The 21,306-nt window shown below is 73.5% G+C and carries 21 protein-coding genes and 1 riboswitch; of the genes, 13 read left to right on the top strand and 8 right to left on the bottom strand.

Features of this window, described 5'->3' with window-relative positions:
- Nucleotides 1-11: 11 nt before the first annotated feature.
- Complete coding sequence (locus ACFU3E_RS27635) at nucleotides 12-539, bottom strand: gamma carbonic anhydrase family protein (RefSeq protein WP_384163753.1); 528 nt, start codon at nucleotides 537-539, stop codon at nucleotides 12-14.
- A 110-nt stretch (nucleotides 540-649) separates the two neighbouring features.
- Here ACFU3E_RS27635 and ACFU3E_RS27630 point away from each other — a divergent pair, with 110 nt between their 5' ends.
- Nucleotides 650-1,450 carry an acyltransferase gene (locus ACFU3E_RS27630; protein ID WP_384163750.1) on the top strand — a complete coding sequence of 267 codons (801 nt, stop codon included), beginning with the start codon at nucleotides 650-652 and terminating at the stop codon, nucleotides 1,448-1,450.
- A 134-nt stretch (nucleotides 1,451-1,584) separates the two neighbouring features.
- On the opposite strand, the gene ACFU3E_RS27625 is transcribed toward ACFU3E_RS27630, so the two are convergent.
- Nucleotides 1,585-2,442, bottom strand: a complete 858-nt coding sequence (locus ACFU3E_RS27625; RefSeq protein ID WP_384163747.1) for an EamA family transporter — start codon at nucleotides 2,440-2,442, stop codon at nucleotides 1,585-1,587.
- Nucleotides 2,443-2,539: 97 nt separating this feature from the next.
- Here ACFU3E_RS27625 and ACFU3E_RS27620 point away from each other — a divergent pair, with 97 nt between their 5' ends.
- Both ACFU3E_RS27620 and ACFU3E_RS27615 read left to right on the top strand, forming a co-directional pair.
- The gene (locus ACFU3E_RS27620; protein ID WP_384163744.1) at nucleotides 2,540-3,112 is read left to right on the top strand and encodes an XRE family transcriptional regulator; all 573 of its coding nucleotides are present in this window, start codon (nucleotides 2,540-2,542) and stop codon (nucleotides 3,110-3,112) included.
- 43 nt (nucleotides 3,113-3,155) lie between these two features.
- Nucleotides 3,156-3,713 carry a YbaK/EbsC family protein gene (locus ACFU3E_RS27615; protein ID WP_384163741.1) on the top strand — a complete coding sequence of 186 codons (558 nt, stop codon included), beginning with the start codon at nucleotides 3,156-3,158 and terminating at the stop codon, nucleotides 3,711-3,713.
- 1 nt (nucleotide 3,714) lies between these two features.
- Here ACFU3E_RS27615 and ACFU3E_RS27610 read toward each other — a convergent pair whose 3' ends face one another.
- Nucleotides 3,715-4,821 (bottom strand): cation diffusion facilitator family transporter, encoded by a 1,107-nt coding sequence (locus ACFU3E_RS27610; RefSeq protein WP_384163738.1) that lies wholly within the window; start codon nucleotides 4,819-4,821, stop codon nucleotides 3,715-3,717.
- 9 nt (nucleotides 4,822-4,830) lie between these two features.
- Between ACFU3E_RS27610 and ACFU3E_RS27605 the strand changes: the two genes are divergently transcribed.
- Nucleotides 4,831-5,190, top strand: a complete 360-nt coding sequence (locus ACFU3E_RS27605; RefSeq protein WP_384163735.1) for an ArsR/SmtB family transcription factor — start codon at nucleotides 4,831-4,833, stop codon at nucleotides 5,188-5,190.
- Nucleotides 5,191-5,201: 11 nt separating this feature from the next.
- On the opposite strand, the gene ACFU3E_RS27600 is transcribed toward ACFU3E_RS27605, so the two are convergent.
- Nucleotides 5,202-6,425: a 4-hydroxybenzoate 3-monooxygenase gene (locus ACFU3E_RS27600; protein ID WP_384163732.1), complete on the bottom strand. Its 1,224-nt coding sequence runs from the start codon at nucleotides 6,423-6,425 to the stop codon at nucleotides 5,202-5,204.
- A gap of 136 nt (nucleotides 6,426-6,561) precedes the next feature.
- Nucleotides 6,562-6,990 carry a CoA-binding protein gene (locus tag ACFU3E_RS27595; RefSeq protein ID WP_384163729.1) on the bottom strand — a complete coding sequence of 143 codons (429 nt, stop codon included), beginning with the start codon at nucleotides 6,988-6,990 and terminating at the stop codon, nucleotides 6,562-6,564.
- A gap of 80 nt (nucleotides 6,991-7,070) precedes the next feature.
- Nucleotides 7,071-7,259, top strand: a riboswitch (cobalamin riboswitch).
- A 68-nt stretch (nucleotides 7,260-7,327) separates the two neighbouring features.
- Between ACFU3E_RS27595 and ACFU3E_RS27590 the strand changes: the two genes are divergently transcribed.
- From ACFU3E_RS27590 to ACFU3E_RS27555, 8 genes are all read left to right on the top strand, one after another.
- Nucleotides 7,328-8,344: an ABC transporter substrate-binding protein gene (locus tag ACFU3E_RS27590; protein WP_384163726.1), complete on the top strand. Its 1,017-nt coding sequence runs from the start codon at nucleotides 7,328-7,330 to the stop codon at nucleotides 8,342-8,344.
- Complete coding sequence (locus ACFU3E_RS27585; protein ID WP_384163723.1) at nucleotides 8,341-9,393, top strand: FecCD family ABC transporter permease; 1,053 nt, start codon at nucleotides 8,341-8,343, stop codon at nucleotides 9,391-9,393. Before ACFU3E_RS27590 ends, ACFU3E_RS27585 begins: the two co-directional genes overlap by 4 nt.
- The gene (locus ACFU3E_RS27580; protein WP_384163720.1) at nucleotides 9,390-10,187 is read left to right on the top strand and encodes an ABC transporter ATP-binding protein; all 798 of its coding nucleotides are present in this window, start codon (nucleotides 9,390-9,392) and stop codon (nucleotides 10,185-10,187) included. Before ACFU3E_RS27585 ends, ACFU3E_RS27580 begins: the two co-directional genes overlap by 4 nt.
- Nucleotides 10,188-10,291: 104 nt before the next feature.
- A complete protein-coding gene (locus tag ACFU3E_RS27575; protein WP_384163717.1) occupies nucleotides 10,292-11,008 on the top strand; it encodes a hypothetical protein in 717 nt (238 codons plus the stop codon).
- A complete protein-coding gene (locus ACFU3E_RS27570) occupies nucleotides 11,005-11,547 on the top strand; it encodes a SixA phosphatase family protein (protein ID WP_384163714.1) in 543 nt (180 codons plus the stop codon). Before ACFU3E_RS27575 ends, ACFU3E_RS27570 begins: the two co-directional genes overlap by 4 nt.
- A 28-nt stretch (nucleotides 11,548-11,575) precedes the next feature.
- Nucleotides 11,576-12,202: a YigZ family protein gene (locus ACFU3E_RS27565; RefSeq protein ID WP_384163711.1), complete on the top strand. Its 627-nt coding sequence runs from the start codon at nucleotides 11,576-11,578 to the stop codon at nucleotides 12,200-12,202.
- A gap of 303 nt (nucleotides 12,203-12,505) precedes the next feature.
- The gene (locus tag ACFU3E_RS27560) at nucleotides 12,506-13,669 is read left to right on the top strand and encodes an exonuclease SbcCD subunit D (protein ID WP_384163708.1); all 1,164 of its coding nucleotides are present in this window, start codon (nucleotides 12,506-12,508) and stop codon (nucleotides 13,667-13,669) included.
- Entirely contained in the window at nucleotides 13,666-16,662 is a 2,997-nt protein-coding gene (locus tag ACFU3E_RS27555) for an AAA family ATPase (protein ID WP_384163705.1), read from the top strand. The genes ACFU3E_RS27560 and ACFU3E_RS27555 overlap by 4 nt, the downstream gene beginning before the upstream one ends.
- Before the next feature lie 191 nt (nucleotides 16,663-16,853).
- On the opposite strand, the gene ACFU3E_RS27550 is transcribed toward ACFU3E_RS27555, so the two are convergent.
- Nucleotides 16,854-17,462, bottom strand: a complete 609-nt coding sequence (locus ACFU3E_RS27550; protein ID WP_384163702.1) for a hypothetical protein — start codon at nucleotides 17,460-17,462, stop codon at nucleotides 16,854-16,856.
- Nucleotides 17,463-17,611: 149 nt separating this feature from the next.
- On the opposite strand from ACFU3E_RS27550, the gene ACFU3E_RS27545 reads away from it, so the two are divergent.
- Nucleotides 17,612-19,099, top strand: coding sequence for a phosphatase PAP2 family protein (locus ACFU3E_RS27545; protein WP_384163699.1), 1,488 nt, complete (start codon nucleotides 17,612-17,614; stop codon nucleotides 19,097-19,099).
- A 204-nt stretch (nucleotides 19,100-19,303) separates the two neighbouring features.
- Here the strand turns inward: ACFU3E_RS27545 and ACFU3E_RS27540 are convergent, their stop codons facing one another.
- The gene (locus ACFU3E_RS27540) at nucleotides 19,304-19,636 is read right to left on the bottom strand and encodes a hypothetical protein (protein ID WP_384163696.1); all 333 of its coding nucleotides are present in this window, start codon (nucleotides 19,634-19,636) and stop codon (nucleotides 19,304-19,306) included.
- A 285-nt stretch (nucleotides 19,637-19,921) separates the two neighbouring features.
- Complete coding sequence (locus tag ACFU3E_RS27535; RefSeq protein ID WP_384163693.1) at nucleotides 19,922-20,989, bottom strand: AI-2E family transporter; 1,068 nt, start codon at nucleotides 20,987-20,989, stop codon at nucleotides 19,922-19,924.
- Nucleotides 20,990-21,306: the final 317 nt, after the last annotated feature.

The raw sequence follows: 21,306 nt of genomic DNA, 5'->3' as shown, positions 1-21,306 counted from the left end.
CGGCCTTCCCGCTACGCGTGCACCTCGCGGTGCGCCTTGGCCAGCTCGGCGTACATGGTGCCGTTGAGGGTGACCCCCTGCCGCTCCTCCTCCGACAGCTCCCGCCGGACCTTCGCGGGAACGCCCGCCACCAGCGACCCGGGCGGCACGACCATCCCCTGCGGCACCAGCGCCTGCGCGGCCACGAGTGATCCGGCCCCGATCACCGCGCCGTTCAGAACCGTCGCCCCCATCCCGATCAGGCAGTCGTCCTCGACCGTCGCCCCGTGCACCACCGCGTTGTGCCCGATGCTCACCCGCTCGCCGACGCTCACGGGGAATCCGGGGTCGGCGTGGAGCGTGCAGTTGTCCTGGACGTTGCTGCTCGCCCCGACGGAGATCGCCTCGACGTCACCGCGCACCACGGCGCCGTACCAGACGCTCGCCCCCGCCCTCAGCGTCACGCCCCCGATCACGGACGCCGTCGGCGCCACGAACGCCGTCTCGTCGATCTCCGGCTCCCTCCCGCCGATCCCCGTGACCATCGCCCGCTGACCCATGTCCGCCTCCCAGCCTCGTAGACAACGCGCACACCGTACGCCACCCGGTGGGGCGAAGATCACAGGTATCCGACGCCACGGGGCGAACGGCCGCTGAGTACCGTGAGCGGGTGCCGAAGCGCAAGAACACGTTCTCATCCTGGCGGCGGGGCCTCACACAGCGCGCCGTCCACGCAGGCTGGGCCTGGCTGCAGCGCACGGGCTCCGTCACCGCCGAACACCCCGGCCGGTACCGCTTCGGCGCGATGGGAACAGGTACCAGGCTCGCGTTCCCGCTCGGCACGGTGTTCGGCGAGCCCTGGATCCACCTCGGTTCCCACTGCATCATCGGCGAGCAGGTCACCCTCACCGCGGGCCTGATGCCCGACCTCGACCTCGGCCCGGACCCGATCCTGCGCCTCGGCGACGGCGTCGTCCTGGGCCGCGGCAGCCATGTCATCGCCGACACGACGGTCACGATCGGCAGCGACTGCTACGTCGGGCCCTACGTCTACGTCACGTCCACGAACCACTCCTACGACGATCCGCACGAGCCGATCGGCAAGCAGTGGCCGCGGATGGAGCCGGTGGAGATCGGGCCCGGCTGCTGGATCGGCACGGGAGCGGTGATCCTGCCGGGCGCCCGGATCGGGCGGAACGTGGTGGTGGCCGCGGGCGCGGTCGTGCGGGGCACGGTGCCCGACCACGCCGTGGTCGCGGGCGCACCCGCCCGCGTCGTACGGCGCTGGACGCCCGCCGACGGCTGGCAGCCGCCGCTGCGCACCCCGGCGCCGGTGCCGATACCGGAGGGCGTCACCCCCGAGCAGCTGCGCGCGCTGTCGGACCTGGACGAGGAGACGGCGGCCCGGCTGGCCGAGCTGGACGAGGAGGCGGCGACCGGACTCGCGGAGCTGGAGCCGGGATCGTCCTGACGTCCGCAGGGAACCCTCGGGTGCCCGGACGCACCGGGCGGAGCGAGCGCCACGCCCCGGGCCCTGAGCCATCGGCGACCTGGCCGTCCGGCAGCCGAGCACGTCGTGCCGCTGCCGCGGGCGGTGAGCCCGGCTCAGCCCGATGCCAGCAGCACCGTCCCCACCAGGGCCAGTCCTGCTCCCGCGGCCTGCACTGCCCGCAGCCGTTCGCGGAGGACGCCCCGTGCCGCCACGGCCGTCACCACCGGGTACAGGGAGGCCAGCACGGCGGCGACCGTCACCGGGCCGTGCTGCGCGGCGATCGAGTACGTGCCGTTCGCGGCCACGTCCGCGAGGCCGACGAAGGCGAGGGCGGGCAGGGAGTGCCAGGGGAAGCCGTCCGCCGGAAGGGCGGGCGCACCGCGTCGCATTGATACGAACAGGGCGAGCCCGCCCGCGGCGACGTTCGTCACCCGCTGGACGAACAGGGCGAGGAACAGACCGGTCAGGGTCGTCGACGCCTCGGCGATCAGGGCCATCACCGCGCCGAAGCCGAACGCCGCGAGGAGCGTCAGGACGATGGCCTGGCGCTGGACCGGGGCGCCGCGGAACTGGGGGCCGCCCGCGAGACAGATGCCCGCGACGGCGACCAGGATGCCGATGAACTGCAGCAGGCCGGGGCGCTCGCCCAGGACCAGGCCCACGCCGACCGGCACGGCCACGCCGATCGACCCCAGCGGCGAGACCACGCCCATCGGGCCGAGCGCCAGGGCCTTGTAGAAGGCGAGCATCGCCACCGGACCGACCAGCCCGGCCGCCACGGCGAACCACAGCTGCGGTCCCGCCTCGCTCCAGCCGCCGGTCGCCACCACGACCGCGCCGAGCACCGCCACCGCGATCGACTGCGAGACCACGACCACCGTGAGCGCGGGCGTGCGCCGGGTCAGCAGACCGCCGCCGAAGTCGGCCAGACCCCACAACAGGCTGGTGGCCAGGGCGAAGAGCGCTGTCATGGGGCGGATACCTCGCAGTACAGTTCAGTGAACGATCAGGTAGACCACACCATAGTGCAATGCATTGTACTGTGTCGTACAGAATATTGGATGGAACGTGTCGGACCTCGACCTGCTGACCCAGTCCCTGGCGCGGAGCGTCAAGCACTGGCGCGCGGTACGCGGCTTCACCCTGGACGTGCTCGCCGCCCGGGCGGGTGTCAGCCGCGGCATGCTCATCCAGATCGAGCAGGCCCGCACCAACCCCAGCCTCGGCACCGTCGTCAAGATCGGCGACGCGCTCGGCGTCAGCATCACCACCCTGCTCGACTACGAGCAGGGCCCGAATGTCCGCGTCGTCCCCGCCGAGCAGGCCGTACGGCTCTGGCACACCGACGCCGGCAGTTACAACCGGCTGCTCGCGGGCACCGAGGCGCCCGGCCCGCTGGAGATGTGGGACTGGCGGCTCATGCCCGGCGAGAGCAGCCCGTCGGACCCGCACCCCGCCGGCACGACCGAACTGCTCCACGTCACGGCGGGCGAACTGACCCTCACCGTCGACGGCGTCGAGCACCGCGTGCCCGCGGGCGCCAGCGTCCACTTCGAGGCCAACGTCCCGCACACCTACGGCAACACCGGGGACGCGCCCATGGAGATGGTCATGGCCGTCTCGGTGCCGCCCGTGACCTGAGACGCCCGGTCCACCGCCGGCCGGCTGTTGTTAGCGTGCGGACATGCGCGCACCCATCGGACACTTCGACAACGCCCGTCCGGCCCCCGCCTGCCTCGACGAACTCACCGGCCCGGTCGCCGACGCCGTACGCCACTGGCCGGGCAGCGTCCCCGCCGACCAGATCATCTACGTCGACACGGACCCGGAGTGGGCCGACACCGCCACCTTCGTGGAGCACTACGGGCAGGACCTGCTGGAGCGGTCCGCGAACTGCGTGGTCGTCGTGGGCAAGCGGGGCGGCGAGTCCACGCTCGCGGCGTGCGTCGTGCTGTCCACCACCCGGGTCGACGTGAACGGCGTCGTGCGCCGCCGACTCGGCGCCCGCAAGGCCTCCTTCGCCTCGATGGACACGGCGACCGGCGAGACCGGCATGGAGTACGGCGGCATCACCCCGCTGGGGCTGCCGGGCGGCTGGCCCGTCCTGGTGGACGCGGCCGTCGTCGACCTGCCGTACGCGCTCGTCGGCAGTGGCCGGCGGCGCGGGAAGCTGCTGGTCCCGGGCAAGGCGTTCGCGGAACTGCCGGGTGCCGTGGTGCTGGAAGGGCTTGGGGTCTCCTGACTCACGCCGCGATGTGGTGGGCCAGTGGCAGATGGGGGTCGCTCTCGCCCGGGGCCGGCTCCGGGTCGGCGTGTACCAGGGCCGCGGTCAGCCGCGGTACCGCGTGCAGCAGCGCGTGCTCGGCGTCCACGGCGACGCGGTGGGCCTCGCGCACCGTCACCTCGCCGTCCACCACGACCGCCACCTCGGCGCGCAGCCGGTGGCCGATCCAGCGCAGCCGCAGCTCACCCACCCCGCGCACCCCGGGAACCTCGGTCAGGGCCCGCTCGGCCCGGTCCACCAGAGCCGGGTCGACGGCGTCCATCACCCGGCGGAACACCTCCCGCGCCGCGTCCCGCAGCACCAGCACGATCGCCGCGGTGATCGCCAGCCCGACGATCGGGTCGGCCAGCTGCCACCCCAGGGCCGAGCCTCCGGCGCCCAGCAGCACGGCCAGGGAGGTGAAGCCGTCGGTGCGGGCGTGCAGTCCGTCGGCGACCAGCGCGGCCGAGCCGATCGAGCGGCCGACGCGGATGCGGTAGCGGGCCACCCACTCGTTGCCGGCGAAGCCGACGAGGGCGGCCACGGCGACCGCCGGGACGTGCGCGACGGGGCGCGGATCCAGCAGCCGGTCCACGGCCGTCCAGCCCGCGAAGGCCGCGGACGCGGCGATCGTCAGCACGATCACCAGGCCCGCCAGGTCCTCGGCCCGCCCGAAACCGTAGGTGAAGCGGCGTGTGGCCGCGCGCCTGCCCAGCATGAAGGCGATCCCCAGCGGGACGGCGGTCAGCGCGTCCGCCGTGTTGTGGACCGTGTCGCCGAGCAGTGCCACCGACCCGGACGCGGCCACCACGACCGCCTGGGCCAGCGCCGTCACGCCGAGGACGGCGAGCGAGACCCAGAGCGCCCGCATGCCGCGGGCGGAGGACTCCAGGGCGGAGTCGACCTTGTCGGCCGTCTCGTGGGAGTGCGGGGCGAGGAGGTGGCCCATCCGATGGCGCAGGCCGTGCCGGTGCCCCCGGTCGTGCCCGTGGGTGTCGTCATGAGGGTGGGAGTGCTCGTGCCGGTCGCTCACGTGAATCCCCTTCCGGTGCGCACGGGAGTGGACGTACCCGTGCCGTGGCGCCATTATGTGCGTATGAGCGCACGCATGCACCTGTCATCTGCGCATGATGCGCATCCGCGCAGCCCCGGCGAGGAACAGTTCGCACTCGCCGCGGAACTCCTCGCCCTGCTGGGGGACCGGACCCGGCTCGCCCTGCTGCACGCGCTGACCGGCTCAGAGGCCGACGTCACGACGCTCACGGCTGCGTGCGGGGCGGCCAGGCCGGCCGTCAGCCAGCACCTGGCGCGTCTGCGTCTCGCGGGCCTGGTGGACACGCGCAAGGAAGGCCGCCGGGTGATCTACTCACTTCGCGACGGCCATCTGCGCCGCCTCGTCGCCGAGGCACTGAACGTGGCCGACCACCGGCTCAGCGACCGCCCCCCGCACGACTGAGGACGGCTCGCTCAGTAACGCGCCGCCGTCCCGAGGTACTGCTCGGCGAAGGCGGCGGCCGCCACGGGCGAGGTGAACAGGCGGCGCAGCCGGGCGAGCGTGGTGCCCGCGCGGAAGGGCTCGCCCGCCGCCGTGCCGTGGTACACCTCGGACAGCCACTGCGAGAACTCCTGGTAGTCCCACACGCGCCGCAGGCACGCCTCCGCATAGCCGCCGAGGCCGCTGCCGTCACCGGTGGTCAGCCGGGCGACCAGGGCGTCGCCGAGCAGGAAGGCGTCGTGCAGGGCGAGGTTCATGCCCTTGGCGGCGATGGGGGCGACCAGGTGGGCCGCGTCGCCGGCGAGGTAGAGCCGGCCGTGCGCCATCGGCTCGACCACGTAGTCGTGCATGTCCAGCACGCGCTTCTCGATCAGCCGACCCTCGGTCAGCGGGGGCACACCGGCAGCCCCGAGCCGCTCCTGGAGCTCCGCCCAGACACGCTCGTGCGGCCAGTTCTCCGGGTCGTCGCCCGGCGGGCACTGGAGGTAGTAGCGGGTCACCTCAGGGCTGCGGGGCATCTGGCCGGCGAAGCCGCGCGCGTGGCAGCCGAACAGCACGCAGTCGGCGGACGGCGGCGCCTCGGCGAGCAGGGCCAGCCAGCCGATGCCGTAGTCGTGCCGCGCGATCCGGACCCGCCCGGGTGGCAGCGAGGCCCGGGTCACTCCGCGTGCCCCGTCGCAGCCCGCGACGAAGTCGCCGTGCACAACCTGGCGTTCACCGGTCTCCGGGCAGGTGTACGACACCGACGGACGGTCGCTGTCGAGGTCGTCGACCCGCACGTCCCGGACGCCGAAGCGGACCTGGCCGCCCCGGACGTCGGCGTACTCGCGCACCAGGTCCGTCACCAGCAACGGCTGCGGGTAGACGAAGTGGTGGCTGCCCGTCAGCTCGCCGTACGGGAACCGGTAGCGCTCCCCGTCGAAGCGGAACTCGCAGGCGGTGTGCAGCTCCGCGCGGTCCAGCAGACCACGGGCGAGACCCCGCTTCTCCAAGCCCCGTACGGCCCACTCCTCGATGACCCCGGCCCGGGGCCGCTGTTCGATGATCTCCCGGGTCTCGGTCTCCAGCACCAGGCAGTCCACGGACGCGGCCCGCAGGATGTTGCCGACGGTCAGACCTGCGGGACCGGCGCCCACGACGACGACCGGGAAGTGTTGCGGGGCGCCGGAGTTCCCGGGCGGAGCGGCGTGGGTCATGCGCACAGTATGGAGGCCGGTCGGTGGACGGGCACCTCCGAGCGAGCAAGAGGACTCAGGTCGGGAATCGGTCAGCCGGCGGAAGAAGACGCGTCGTGCGGCCTTGACCGGGCGCGGATGCTTCCTGGGAAACGCTTCAGGAATCCTGTACTCGGTGAGGGGACAGTCGTGGGATCTCGAACGCCGGGCAGCGGTCCATCACCATCTCCAGGCCCGCCGCGCGGGTCCGGTCGTACGCCGCGTCGTCGATGACCCCGAGCTGGAACCAGACGGCCTTCGCGCCCCTGGCGACCGCCTCGTCCGCGACCGCCCCGGCGAGGTCGCTGTTCACGAACACGTCGACGACGTCCACGTCGAAGGGGATGTCCGCCAGGCTCGCGTACCCCTGCTCCCCGTGCACCGCCTCCGCCTTCGGATGCACCGGCACGACGCGCTTGCCGAAGCGCTGGAGCACGGCGGCGACGCCGTACGCCGCCCGCTGCCGGTTCGACGACAGGCCCACCACGGCCCAGGTGTCGCCGAGCTCGGTGAGGATCCTGCGGACCGTTGCCTCGTCGCCGTACACCGGCGGCCTCCTCGCACGTCGCGGACGAACTGCTCTCCCGGCAACGAAACCCGGTGCGCCGTGATTCCCGGGCGCCTCCGTGATAGCTTGCCGAGGCCAGTCGAACCCATGTACGTGGGTCAGGGAATCCGGTGCGAATCCGGAACTGACGCGCAGCGGTGAGGGGGACGGGCGGGGCCTCGGCCACTGGACGACACAGGTCGTCCGGGAAGGCGTCCCGCACCGGGTGAACCCGAGTCCGAAGACCTGCTGGCGGCCCCCGCGGCCGCACGCGGCGGGGGAGCACCGTACGACCGGGCTCCGCGATCGAGCCCTCGACGACTGAGGACTGGTTCCCGTGCCCCTCGCCCGACCCGCCCGTGCCGCCGTCCTGCTCGCGGCCGGCTCCCTGCTCCTGACCGGCTGCGGCGGCGCCGGGTCCACCGACGCCAAGCCCGCCGTCACGCTCACCAACTGCGGCCACGAGGTCCGCGTCGCCGCAGCGCCGCAGCATGCCGTGTCCCTCAACCAGGGCACCACCGAGATCCTGCTCTCCCTCGGCCTGGCCGACCGCCTCGCGGGCACGGCCACCTGGACCGACCCCGTGATGAAGGGGCTGGAGAAGGCCGACGCGAAGGTCCCTCGCATCGCCGACAACACCCCGTCCTTCGAGCGCGTCCTGGACACCGAGCCCGACTTCGTCGCCGCGTCCTTCGTCTCCACCCTCGGCAAGGGCGGCGTCGCCACCCGCGAGCAGTTCGGGAAGCTCGGCGTCCCCACCTACGTCTCACCGTCCGACTGCGCCGGCAAGGACAACTCGGGCGGCGGCGACGGCGCACGCGACAAGGCCCTGGGCATCGACACCGTCTACGGCGAAGTCCGGGACCTCGCGACCGTGTTCGGGGTGCAGGAACGGGGCGACAAGCTCGTGGCCTCCCTCCGGCAGCGCATGGAGAAGGCCACGGCCGGCATCGACGCCTCCGACGTCACCCTCCTCTACTGGTTCGCGAACTCCGAGTCGCCGTACCTGGCGGGCTGTTGCGGAGCTCCCGGCATCATCACCCGGGCCCTCGGCGCGAAGAACGTCTTCGACGACACACACGAGGAGTGGCCGCAGGTCAACTGGGAGACGGTCGCCGACCGTGACCCCGACGTCCTCGTCATCGGCGACCTCACCCGCAGGTCGCAGACCGCCGAGTCGGCCGCGAAGAAGATCGCCTTCCTGGAGTCCAACCCCGTCACCAGGAACATGGACGCGGTCCGTCACAAGCGGTACGTGCTGCTCAGCGGGCAGGCCATGAACCCGACCATCCGCACCGTCGAGGGCGTGGAGCAGGTGGCCGCCGGGCTGCGCCGGTCCGGGCTGGTGAAGTGACCGCCCAAGGCGTGCCGGGTGCCGGGGCCAGGCCTCGCCGCAGGGCCGGACTCGCCCTGGGCACGGCCGGGACCGCCGCGCTCCTCGCGTCCCTCGCCGTGGCCATCACCATCGGTCCGGCCGACATCCGCGTCGGCGACGTGTGGTCCGTCGTGGTCGCTCATCTCGGTCTCGGCAGCTCGGAGCTGACACCGATCCGGGACGGGATCGTGTGGCAGCTGCGGCTGCCGCGCACCCTGCTCGCTGCCGTGTGCGGGGCCGGACTGGCCGTGTGCGGGGCGGTGATGCAGTCGCTGCTGCGCAACCCGCTCGCCGACCCCTTCGTGCTCGGGGTGTCCTCGGGCGCCTCCACCGGAGCCGTCCTCGTGGTCGTGCTCGGCGTGGGCGGCGGTGCCCTCTCGGTGTCCGCGGGCGCGTTCCTCGGTGCCCTGCTGTCGTTCGCGCTGGTGCTGCTGCTCAGCCACACCCTCGGCGGCACCACCGACCGGGTCGTCCTCGCGGGCGTCGCCGCCATGCAGCTCTTCTCGGCGCTCACCTCCTTCGTCGTGATGACCTCCGCCGACGCCGAGACGACCCGCGGGGTGCTGTTCTGGCTCCTCGGCTCGCTCGGCGGCGCCGGCTGGACCGACGTGTGGCTGTGCCTGGCCGTGCTGGCCGTCGCGCTGGTGGTCTGCCTGTCCTACGCCCGTACCCTCGACGCCTTCGCCTTCGGGCAGGAGGCGGCGGCCGGGCTCGGGGTGTCCGTCGCCCGCACCCGCCTGGTGCTGCTGTGCGTCACGGCCCTGCTCACGGCCGCGCTGGTCAGCTCGGCCGGGGCGATCGGCTTCGTCGGGCTGGTCCTGCCGCACGCCGCCCGGGCCCTGACCGGCCCCGGGCACGCGCGGCTGCTGCCGGTCACCGCCCTCGCGGGGGCGGTGTTCCTGGTGTGGGTGGACACCCTGGCCCGAACGGTCCTCGATCCGCAGGAGGTCCCGGTCGGGGTCGTGACCTCGCTGATCGGGGTGCCGGCGTTCGTGGTGGTGCTGTACCGGACGCGGAGGGCGCGATGAAGGGCGCGGAGGCAGCGGCGGGGGCGGGTCTGCGGGCGGACCGGGTCAGTCGCCGGGCCGGCGGGCGTCTCGTCCTGGACGGCGTCGCCCTCGCCCCGGAGACCGGCTCCACGGTCGGCGTCCTCGGCCCCAACGGCTCCGGCAAGTCCACGCTGCTGCGGCTGCTGGCCGGGATGCTCGCCCCGGCCTCCGGAGTCGTCACCCTCGACGGCACCCCGCTGGGTGACCTGCCCCGCCGCACGGTCGCGCGCCGTCTCGCCGTCGTCGAGCAACAGTCGGACACCCAGGTCGAGTTGACAGTCGAGGACGTCGTACGGCTGGGCCGCGTCCCGCACCGCCGGGCCTGGATGCCCGCCTCCGCGGACGACGAGCGCGCGGTGCATGCCGCCCTGGAGCGCACGGGCCTCGACGCCCGTTCCGGCCAGCTCTGGCACACCCTCTCGGGCGGCGAACGCCAACGGGTGCAGATCGCCCGCGCGCTCGCCCAGGAACCCCGCGAACTCCTCCTCGACGAGCCCACCAACCACCTCGACATCCACCACCAGCTCGACCTGCTCACCCTGGTCACGGGCTTGCCGGTCACCACCGTCGTCGCCCTGCACGACCTCAACCTCGCGGCGATGTACTGCGACCGGGTCGTCGTCCTGTCCTCGGGGCGGGTCGTGGCGGGAGGTGCCCCGGGGGAGGTCCTCACGGCGGAACTCATCGCCGAGGTGTACGGAGTGCGGGCCACCGTCAGCCGGGAAGGGCCCGAAGGCCGGCCCCATGTGCGGTTCCTGGGCACGCTGGCCTGAGAGGAGTGGCCGCGGGCACGCCATTGGTGGGGTGATTCCGCCACGGTGGCCGGAAAACACCGAACCTGCCTGCGTGTGCCCGCCCACCCGCCTACGCTCACCTCGTGCTGCGCATCATCGACGCCCGAACCCGTGAGCCGGTCGACGCCGCCCCGGCCCGCCGGGGCCTGACCCGTGTCGAGGTGCACGCGCCCGGCTCCGACATGACGAACCTGCGGGTGCTGCTCGTCGGGGACCTCCTCGTCCGCACCCTGGAGCTCGGCGGCACACCGGTGTGGGCGCTCTTGACCGGCGGCCGCCGGCAGACGGAGCTGCGCGCGGACGCCGCGACGCTCGGCATCCGCCCCTTCGAGGACAGCCCCGACGTCAGCGCGGGTCTCGGCGAGGCCCAGGTCGTCCATGTCACCGCCGAGGGCGGGGCGGTGCCCGACGGCGTGCGGATCGCCGTTGCGCGGGTGGAACCCGGGCCACCGGACCACTCCGATCCCGCCGCCCTGCGCCTCTCCCTGATCACCCGGCACCACAGCGCCCCCGTCCGGCTGGAGGCGGCCGGACTCGCCGACGCCCACGCCACCCTCGCCCGCTGGCGCGGTGCGGTCGCCCGGTGGGCACGGCAGCCCTCGCGGCCCATTCCCGATGCCGTGCGGGGACGGCTGCGGGACGCCTGGGAGGACGACCTGGACGTACCCCGCGTGCTGGACGTCCTGCGTCAGGTCGAGACCGAGCCGGACCTGGACGACGGCGCCCGGTTCGAGACGTACGCCTACGCCGACCGGCTCCTCGGCCTCGACCTCACCAGCGACCTGGGATCCCCGTCATGATCGAACGCGCCGGAGCAGGCCCGCTGCGCCGCCTGATCGTGCTGCGGCACGCCAAGTCCGTCTGGCCCGTGGAGGTCGCCGACCACGAGCGCCCGCTCGCCCCGCGCGGCCGCCGGGACGCCCCGGCGGCAGGGCGGGCCCTGGCCGACGCCGACCTCCTGCCGGACCTCGCGCTGTGCTCCACCGCCGTCCGCGCCCGCCGCACCTGGGACCTCGCCGCCGCCGAGTGGGGCACACCCCCGCCGGTCCGGTACGACCGGCGGCTGTACGCCGCCGGGCCGTCCGGACTGCTGACCGTCGTCCACGAGGCGCCCGCCGAGGTGGAGACGCTGCTGCTGATCGGGCACAACCCCGGGCTGGAGGAACTGATCCTGGCCCTGGCCGGTGACGGCCTCGACGACACCCTGGAGCAGGTCCGCACGAAGTTCCCGACCTCGGCGATCGCCGTCCTGGCCTGGCGCGGCACGGCCTGGCGGGCCCTCGCCCCCGGCGCCGCGCTGCTCACCTCCGTGACCGTGCCCCGGGGCGCCAAGAAGTAGCTCCCGGGCCCGCGCATAGGCTGGCCGGATGCAGGACGAATACCGTACGGTCGCCGGCGCCGGCGTGCACGAGACCGAGGTCAACCGCTCCCGCTTCCGGTGCGCCCTCGCCCCGGCGGCCACCGAGCAGGAGGCGCAGGACTTCATCGCCGCGGTCCGCAGGGAGCACGCCGACGCCTCCCACAACTGCTGGGCCTACGTCATCGGCGCCGACGCCTCCGTCCAGAAGGCGAGCGACGACGGCGAACCCGGCGGCACCGCCGGCGTCCCCATGCTCCAGATGCTGCTGCGCCGCGACATGCGGTACGTCGTCGCCGTCGTCACCCGTTACTTCGGCGGGGTCAAACTCGGCGCCGGCGGGCTCATCCGCGCGTACGGCGGAGCGGTCGGCGAGGCCCTGGACACCCTGGGCACCCGCACCCGCCGCAGGTTCCGGCTGGCCACGGTCACCGTCGACCACCAGCGGGCCGGCAAGCTCGAGAACGACCTGCGCACCACGGGGCGCGAGGTCCGGGACGTGCGGTACGGGGAGGCGGTCACGATGGAGATCGCCCTGCCGGACGCCGACGTGGACGCCTTCCGGTCCTGGCTCGCCGACGCCACCGCCGGGACGGCCGGATTCGAACCGGGAGGGGAGGCGTACGGCGACGCGTGACGGCGGCTCCGCCTCGACCGCCGGGCTGTGGCGGGGACTCGGGCGGTGGCCCGGGCCGGCATGTGGGACCGGGGCGAGGTCCGCCCCCTCGGCGGGAGTACGACATCGCGCCGGAATGACCTGCTTCACAGCACGGTTGCGGACATTCCCCCTGAATTGCCGCCGGACGGGCGTGACGATCCGAGGTTCGTGGTGGACCAGGTGCCCATACGCGTTAGCGTGGTGGGTCTGACAGCGAGCCGGACCGGACCGCGGCGGCCGAAGAAGGACAGCAGGGGGAGACATGCAGGTCGGAGCGGCGTCTTGAGGCTGCTGCACACCTCCGACTGGCATCTCGGCCGGGCCTTCCACCGGGTGAACATGCTCGGTGCCCAGGCCGAGTTCATCGGCCACCTCGTCACCACCGTGCGGGAGCGGGCCGTGGACGCGGTGGTCGTGTCGGGGGACGTCTACGACCGCGCGGTGCCGCCGCTCGCCGCGGTCGAGCTGTTCGACGACGCCCTGCACCGCCTCGCCGACCTCGGTGTGCCGACGGTGATGATCTCCGGGAACCACGACTCGGCCCGCCGGCTGGGCGTCGGCGCCGGGCTGATCGGGCGGGCCGGCATCCATCTGCGGACCGAACCGGCGGCGGCCGGCACCCCGGTGGTGCTGGCCGACGCCGACGGCGAGGTCGCCTTCTACGGGCTGCCCTACCTCGAACCGGCCCTGGTCAAGGACGAGTTCGCGGTGGAGAAGGCCGGACACGAGGCCGTGCTCGCGGCCGCCATGGACCGGGTCCGCGTCGACCTCGCCGCCCGCCCCGCCGGCACCCGCTCCGTCGTCCTCGCGCACGCCTTCGTCACCGGCGGCGAACCCAGCGACAGCGAGCGGGACATCACCGTCGGCGGCGTCGCCGCGGTACCGGCCGGGGTGTTCGACGGCGTCGACTACGTGGCGCTCGGGCATCTGCACGGGTGCCAGACCCTCACCGACCGCGTCCGCTACTCCGGCTCCCCGCTGCCCTACTCCTTCTCGGAGGCCTCCCACCGCAAGAGCATGTGGCTGGTCGACCTGGCCGCGGACGGCTCCCTCGACGCCGAGCGTGTCGACTGCCCGGTGCCCCGGGCCCTGGCCCGGATCCGGGGCACACTGGAGGACCTGCTCGCCGACCCGGACCTGACACGGCACGAGGAGGCATGGGTCGAGGCGACACTGACCGACCCCGTCCGCCCGGCCGACCCGATGGCCCGGCTCACCGCACGCTTCCCGCACACGCTCAGCCTCGTCTTCGACCCCGACCGCGACGAGGACGAATCCGAGGTGTCCTACGCCCGGCGCCTCGCAGGCCGCAGCGACCAGCAGATCGCCGAGGACTTCGTCACCCATGTGCGCGGCGCCGGGCCGGACTCGTACGAACAGGGCGTGCTGCGCGACGCGTTCGACGCGGTGCGCGCCGACGAGACCGTACGGGAGGTGGCCCGGTGAGGCTCCACCGGCTCGCCATCACCGCCTTCGGGCCCTTCGGAGGCACCCAGACCGTCGACTTCGACGACCTGTCGACGGCCGGGCTGTTCCTGCTGCACGGCCCCACCGGCGCGGGCAAGACATCCGTCCTCGACGCCGTCTGCTACGCCCTCTACGGCTCGGTACCGGGCGCCCGGCAGGGCGGTGGACAGGGCTCGGGCCTGCGCAGCGACCACGCCGCGCCCGCGACCCGCACCGAGGTCACCCTCGACCTCACCGTCGCCGGGCGCCGTCTGGAGATCACCCGCCAGCCGCCCTGGGAGCGCCCCAAGAAGCGCGGCACCGGCACGACACTCGACAAGGCCCAGACCTGGCTCCGCGAGTACGACGCGACGACCGGCGCCTGGAAGGACCTCAGCCGCTCCCACCAGGAGATCGGCGAGGAGATCACCCAGCTGCTCGGCATGAGCCGTGAGCAGTTCTGCCAGGTCGTGCTGCTGCCGCAGGGCGACTTCGCCCGGTTCCTGCGCGCCGACGCCGAGGCCCGCGGCAAGCTGCTCGGCCGCCTGTTCGACACCCGCCGCTTCGCCGACGTCGAGAAGCGCCTCGCCGAGCGCCGCCGTGCCACCGAGACCCAGGTGCGGGACGGAGATGCGGAGCTGCTCGCCGACGCCCACCGCATGCAGCAGGCCGCGGACGACGCCATGGAGCTGCCCGAACTCGCCCCGGGCGAACCGGGCCTCGCCGAGGCCGTTCTGGGCGCGGCCGCCGTCGCCCGCAGCACCGCCCGCGAGCAGCTCACCGTCGCCGCGTGCACGCTCACCGCCGCCGAGTCCTCGCAGGCCGCCGCCGTCCGCGCCCTCGATGACGTACGCGAACGGGACCGGCTCCAGCGGCGGTTCGCCCAGGCACGGGACCGGGCGGCGCGCCTGGAGCGGGGGGCCGAGGCGTACCGGGAGGCGCAGGCGCTCATGGAGCGGGGCCGCAAGGCCGAAGCGGTCGCGCCCGCACTGGAGCTGCGGGAAGCCTCCGAAGCCGAACACCGCCGGGCAGCCGCCGCGGAGGCCCGCGCGCGTGCCCTGCTGCCGGACACCTTCGCCGACGCGGGTGCGTCCGGCCTCGCCGCCGCCGCACGCCGTGCCGCGGAGGAACTGGGCGGGCTCGACTCGGCCCGCCGGGCCGAGGTGCGGCTGGCCGAACTCCTCGACGAGCGCGTGGGCCTGGACCGCCAGGAGCGCGCGGACGCGGACCTCCTCCAGGAGGCGGAGGCCTGGCTCGACGGCTGGGAGGAGAGCCGCACCGCACTCCAGTCCCGGGTCGACTCCGCGCAGCAGGCCGCCGCCCTCGCCGAGCAGCTCGCCGAACGGCGCGAGCCCGCGCAGCAGCGGCTCCGGGCGGCCCGCATGCGCGATCAGCTCGCCCAGGACACGGACCGGGCGGTCGACCGGGTCCGCACCGCGCAGGACGAGACGCTCCGGGCCAAGCAGCACTGGCTCGACCTGAAGGAACAGCGTCTGAACGGCATCGCCGCCGAACTGGCCGCCAACCTCACCGACGGCGCACCCTGCGCCGTCTGCGGCGCCACCGAACACCCCGCCCCCGCCCGCAAGGTCGCCGGGCACGTCGACCGCGAGGCCGAGGAGCACGCCCTCACCGCTTACCAGCGCGCCGACGAGCAGCGCGCCGAGGACGAACGGCGCCTCGCCGTCGTACGGGAAGCACTGGCCGCCGCCACCGCGGAGGCCGGTGACACCCCCACCGGGCAACTCGCCCGCGAAGTCGGCGAGTTGGAGGAGCAGTACACGCAGGCCCGCGGTGCCGCAGCCGAGCTGCACGCCGCGCAGGAGCGGTTGCGGCAGGCCGGGCACGAGCACGAGCGGCGCCTGGCGGCCCGGCAGGAGACCGCCGTACGGAGCGCCGCGCGGGTCGGTCGGCGGGAGCGGCTGGACCGCGAACGGGCCGCCCTGGAGGAGGAGCTGGACCGGGCGCGGGGCACTCTCGACAGTGTCGCCGCGCGGGCCGCTCAGCTGGAGCGGCGGACCGCGCTGCTCACGGACGCAGCCGACACCGCCCGCGTCGCCGAGGACACCGCCCGGCGGCTCAAGGACGCCGACGCCCGGCTCGCCGACGCCGCATTCCGTGCCGGCTTCGAGACCCCGCAGGCCGCGGCCGCCGCCCTCCTCGACAACGCCGCCCACCGCGAACTGCAACACCGCCTGGACGCCTGGCAGCAGGAGGAGGCGGCCGTACGGGCCGTCCTCGCCGAGGCCGACACGGCCGCGGCGGCCCGCGAGCCGCAGGCCGACCCGGACTCGGCGCAGCAGACGGCCGACGAGGCGGCCCGGCGGCTGCGCGACGCCGCCTCCGCTCACGACGCGGCGGGCCGGCGCTGTACCGAACTCGACCGGCTGTCCGCCCGGGCTACCGCCTCCGTGCGCAGGCTGGCACCGCTGCGCGAGGAGTACGACCGCGTCGCCCGCATGGCCGGCCTCGCAGCGGGCACCTCGGCGGACAACGAACGCCGGATGCGCCTGGAGTCGTACGTGCTGGCGGCCCGGCTCGAGCAGGTCGCCGCCGCCGCGACCGTCCGGCTGCGCCGCATGTCGTCCGGCCGCTACACCCTCGTCCACTCCGACGACCGCACCGGGCGCGGCCGCAGCGGACTCGGTCTCCACGTCGTCGACGCCTGGACCGGCCGCGAACGCGACACGGCCACTCTGTCGGGCGGCGAGACGTTCTTCGCCTCGCTCGCCCTGGCCCTCGGCCTCGCCGACGTCGTCACGGACGAGGCGGGCGGGGTGCGACTGGACACCCTCTTCATCGACGAGGGCTTCGGCAGCCTCGACGACCAGACCCTCGACGAGGTGCTCGACGTCCTCGACTCCCTGCGCGAGCGCGACCGCAGCGTCGGCATCGTCAGCCATGTGCCCGACCTGCGGCGGCGTATCCACGCCCAGCTCGAAGTGGTCAAGGGCCGTTCCGGGTCGACACTGCGGCAGCGCGGCGCCGGCTGAGGTCAGCGGCCCAGGGAGGGCGCCGCCGGAGGGCCAGGAGCGGGCGAGAGGGCAGCCGGACTGGCGGCTCCCACACCGCCGTCAACCGCTGACCGCGAGGGCACCGCGGCCCCGGAGGCCGCACGCGCACGATGTCGTCCGAATGCCGGGGCGGGACCCTCCACGCGGTGCCGGGCCGGCGACGGCTCTCCTCATGGCGATGGCTGCTCGGGCGGCGGGGGATCGTTGTTTCCACTCGGTCGGGGGGCAGGGCGGGCGGCCCACCGGGCGAGTATCAAGCCCGCTGCCAGGGATCCGGCAACGCCTGCGGCCATGTCGGCGATCGTGTCCTCGTACCCGACCCGGACCTGTGCGTCGAGAACGTCGGTTGCCAGCCATTCGTACATCTCCCACAGGCAGGCGACCGTGGCGCCCAGAGTGGTGGTGATCAGGGGGACGGAGGCGGGCCGCAGGGCCCGGTCGTCCGGTGACGGCAGCAGCCGCCGGCGTGCGAGCAGCAGGTGCAGGGCGGCTGCCACAGTGCCCGGCGTCACGGAGTGCACGGCGGTGTCGTACCAGTCGGTCACCCGGTACCAATGGAAGACCGACGACCAGGTCGCCCAGGTCAGCGTGGCGCACAGCAGTAGGTCCAGCAAGGCGGGAAGCCGGGTGAGGCGGGGCACGAGCAGGGCCAGGAACAGCAGCGTCAGGACGACGGCCCCGTCGTGCCCGGTGAAGAGCACGTATACGACGCTGCCGAGCGCCAGGATCCGGATCGCGTCGGCGGTCAGCCGTAGGCCCCGAGGACGAGCGTTGGCCACCGGGGACGAGTACCCCGTGGAACATCCGCCAGTCATCCGGACACGGGCCGGTGGGCTCACGCCGATGAGGGCGGGCCGCGGGGAGCGCGAGGATAGGACGGGAACCGCCGGGGGACTCGGAGGATCCGGCGTGGCGGGAGGAACGGCGCATGCGTGGTGAGCGGACGGTGGCGCGCCCCGCGGTGGGTGCGGTCCTGCTGTTGCCGGCCGCGACGGGATTCGTTCTGCTGCTGTTCCTGGTGCGCGGTGAGTGGGGGCCGCTGCGGCGGATCGATCAGGCGGTGGCCGACGGTCTCAACGGTGCCGTGGCCGGCCATGGGGTGCTGGTGAGGGCGCTGCGGGTGGTCACCGACCTGGGCGGCAGCCCCGCCCTGGCCTGGGTGACCAGTGTCGGTGTCGCGTGGCTGCTGCTGCGCCGTCAGGTGCGCGCGGCACTGTATGTGGTGGTGGCCGCGGTGGGCGCCTGGATCCTGATCTCGCTGGTCAAAGCGCTCGTGGGCCGGCTCAGGCCGGTCGTCGAGGAGCCCCTGGGCACGCCGTCGGGCTTGAGCTTTCCCAGCGGGCACGCCCTCAGCTCCCTGGTGTCCTACGGCGTGCTGCTGCTGGTGTTCCTGCCGGTGATGAGCTGGAGGGTGCGCCGGGTCGCCACTGCGGTGGCGATCGTGCTCGTCGTGCTGGTGGGATTCACCCGGATCGCTCTCGGAGTGCACTACCTCAGTGACGTCGTCGCGGGCTGGCTGCTGGGCGCGGTCTGGCTGGCGGTGACCGCCGCGGCGTTCCGGCACTGGCCGCGCGAGCGCCTGTGGGGTCACCCGCTGCCGCAGGCGGCTGAGGGCGGCGCCGTAGAGCGCTCCCGCGTGCCCTCCGTGCTGCCGGTGCTCGGTTCGGCCCGGGAACTGCGGCCGGTGCCCGAACGGCACGCCCATGTTCTGCCGCGTCCGCTGGTGGCCGGAACCGAACTGCTGGTGGCCTGGCTGCTGATCGCCGGCGCGCTCTACGGCCTGGGAGTACTGGTGGAGGATGCCGGAGCGGGCTCGGGCCCACCGGGCTGGGACCGTGCGGTGGTGCGCGACCTGGTCGAAGTGCGCACACCGTGGCTGAACCATGTCGCCGAGGGGCTGCAAATCCTGGGCGGAGCGCCGGGCATCGTCGCAGCGGTGGCGATCGTGGCGCCGCTCGGCGTGGCCGTCACCCGCAGCTGGCGGCCCCTTGCACTGCTGGGCCTGGGCTTGGTGGGGCAGATCACCCTCTTCCTCGTCACCGTGGCGCTGGTGGCCCGCACCCGGCCCGACGTACCCCACCTGACCGGCGACCTGCCCCCCACGGCGAGCTTTCCCTCCGGGCATGTCACCGCCACCCTGACGCTCACGGCCTGTACGGCGATCATCGTCTTCAGAGCCACCGGCCGTCTGTGGTGGCGGCTGACCTGTGTGGCCCTGGCCGCGCTGATCACGGCGGCGGTGGCCTTCGAACGACTGTACGCCGGCGCCCACTACCCCAGTGACGTGCTGGCCGCCCTGCTCCTGGCCGGGCCCTGGACCGCGGCCTGCTGGTGGACCACGCGCCCCGCACCAGAGGACCGAGCGAGAGAACAGGCCACCCTGCACCCGGCGACGCCCGAAGTGGAGCACGAGTGACGAAGCGGAGACGCTCCGCTCGCGTCACGGACACACGGGCTCGCCCACGCGTGGCCTGGCCCGTGATCGGCTGTGCGACCCTTGTCGGCCCTGGGGCGACAGCAGGCGATCGGCCGGGAGCCACGACCGGCTGCACTGCGTCGCAGCCGGTGGCGCGGATCCCGCAGCCGTGCAATGAGCGCCTCGATACGAGCGCCCGATCGGCTACCGGTGTGAGGACCGTGATCGGGACAGGAGAAGGCTGCTGGCCGTCGCGAGGAGGACGAGTACAGAGCCGGAGGCTGTCTGGTTGACGCGGATCACGGTGCTCACGCCGTCGTCACCGTAGCCGCCGAGGAAGGGCGCGATGATCAGTACGGCGCCGGTCGCCGCGATCAGGAGGTCGGACACCCGGCCTCGGGATCGGGTCAGGCGGGTCACAGCCGTGAGGATCACCACGATGCTTGCGCCCGTCTCGATCAGGTGGGGCACACGGTAGCTGTCCGGATAGGACAGCAGCCAGATACAGACGAACAGCCACACGCCCGTGAGCAGCATCAGAAGACTCAGCAACTGATCCCGAACCCCCCGGGCCGTCGCGTGGGAACGCGTATTTCCAGAGCCTGGTTGCCTGTGCGCGAGGCCTGCTTTGTTCATCCCCTCCGAGTAGCCCGCCGTCGCTGTGACGAATCCTGCCTCTGCCCGGGCGGCGGCCGGTCTGCGGGGGTGGCGGGCTCCAGGACCGCCGCGCTGCCGCCGCCGGTGGCGAGGGCGGAGGCCGTCGCGCCGAACAGCACAGGGGCGGCGAATCCCCGCCGCTGCGCACGACGCCACCTCTGACTGTCACGACTTTGCGGAGGGACCCATGGAGTGCGGCCTTCCGCCCTGTGTGTGCCGGGCCTGCCATTCGTGGACGACTCCGAAGACGGCGGAGGTGAACGGTACCGCGAGGAGCACTCCGACGATCCCGGCGACGGCCGCGCCCGCGGTGAGCGCCACCAGGATGACCGCGGGGTGGATCCGCACGGTGCGGCTCTGGACCATCGGCTGGAAGATGTTCCCCTCCAGCACCTGGACCAGGAGCACCACTCCGAGTACCCACAGCGCGATGGCGAGCCCTCGGTCGGCGAGCGCGACCAGCACCGCCGCGGTCCCCGAGACGAAGGCGCCGATGTAGGGGACGTAGGCGCCGATGAAGACGATCGCGCCGAGCCCGAAGGCGCCCGGCACACGCAGGATCAGCAGGCCGATGGTGATGAAGACCGCGTCGATGAGCGCCACCACGGTGGTTCCCCGCATGAATCCCTCGACGCCTTCGAAAGCCCGCCGGGCCATCGCCTCGACGGTGTCGGTGCTGCCGCCCGGGACGAGTGAGCGCAGTGTGCCGACGGCCCGGTCGGAGTCGCGCAGGAAGAAGAAGACCAGCAGCAGCGCCAGCACCGCCATGCCGAGGATCTGGACGGCGAGGCCGACCCCGCTGATCACGCCGGAGGCGGCCGTCCCGCCGAACCTGCCCAGCAGGTCCATTGCGTCGTCGGTGAGATCGCCGAGCGAGGTGTCGGACGCACCGAACTGATCGGCCAGGTCCCGCACCGCTCTGCGGAGCGAGGCGACGATCTGGTCCCAGGTGTCGACCAGCGTGACCGTGACGAGGTACACGGCGCCGCCGACCACGGCGAGAGCGGCGGTGCAGGTGAGCCCGGCGGCGACGGACCGGTTGATCTTCGCCCTGAGGAGCCGCCGGTGGACGGGCAGGAGCAGCGCGGTGCAGAGCAGGGCGAGCAGTACCGGAACGACGGCCGGCCGAATCGCCCCGGCCACCTGAATCCCGACGTAACAGACTCCGGCGAGCAGCAGGATCACCGCGCACCAGGCGGCAAGCCGGCGGACGGGCTCCGGAAGCAGTTGCACGGGCCCAGCGTACGCAGCGGTTGCGCTGTCCCCGGCGAACGGCCCGCCCGGACTACGTGCTCCGTGCGAAGCCACCTCATGACTGCGAGGTTTCTGTGATGCGGGGCCCTTCGTGGAGCAGCCGGGCGTGGTGAGCGCGGGTGAGAGGCGCTCTGCCGGGTGGCGAACGTGGGCCGTTCGACGGACGTCTGGTTCCGGCCCACCGTGTGTGGAACCTCTCTGACAGCAGCCGCCCGGCCGCTGTCCTCGTTTGCCGTCCACTGAGGTGATCATGCGTCTGCTTCTCGTCCACCCCAGTGCCCTGCTGTACTCGGAGA

Origin of the sequence: Streptomyces sp. NPDC057424, from assembly GCF_042803315.1 — a bacterium.
Taxonomy (GTDB): domain Bacteria; phylum Actinomycetota; class Actinomycetes; order Streptomycetales; family Streptomycetaceae; genus Streptomyces.
This window is presented reverse-complemented; position numbering and strand designations above follow the sequence as displayed.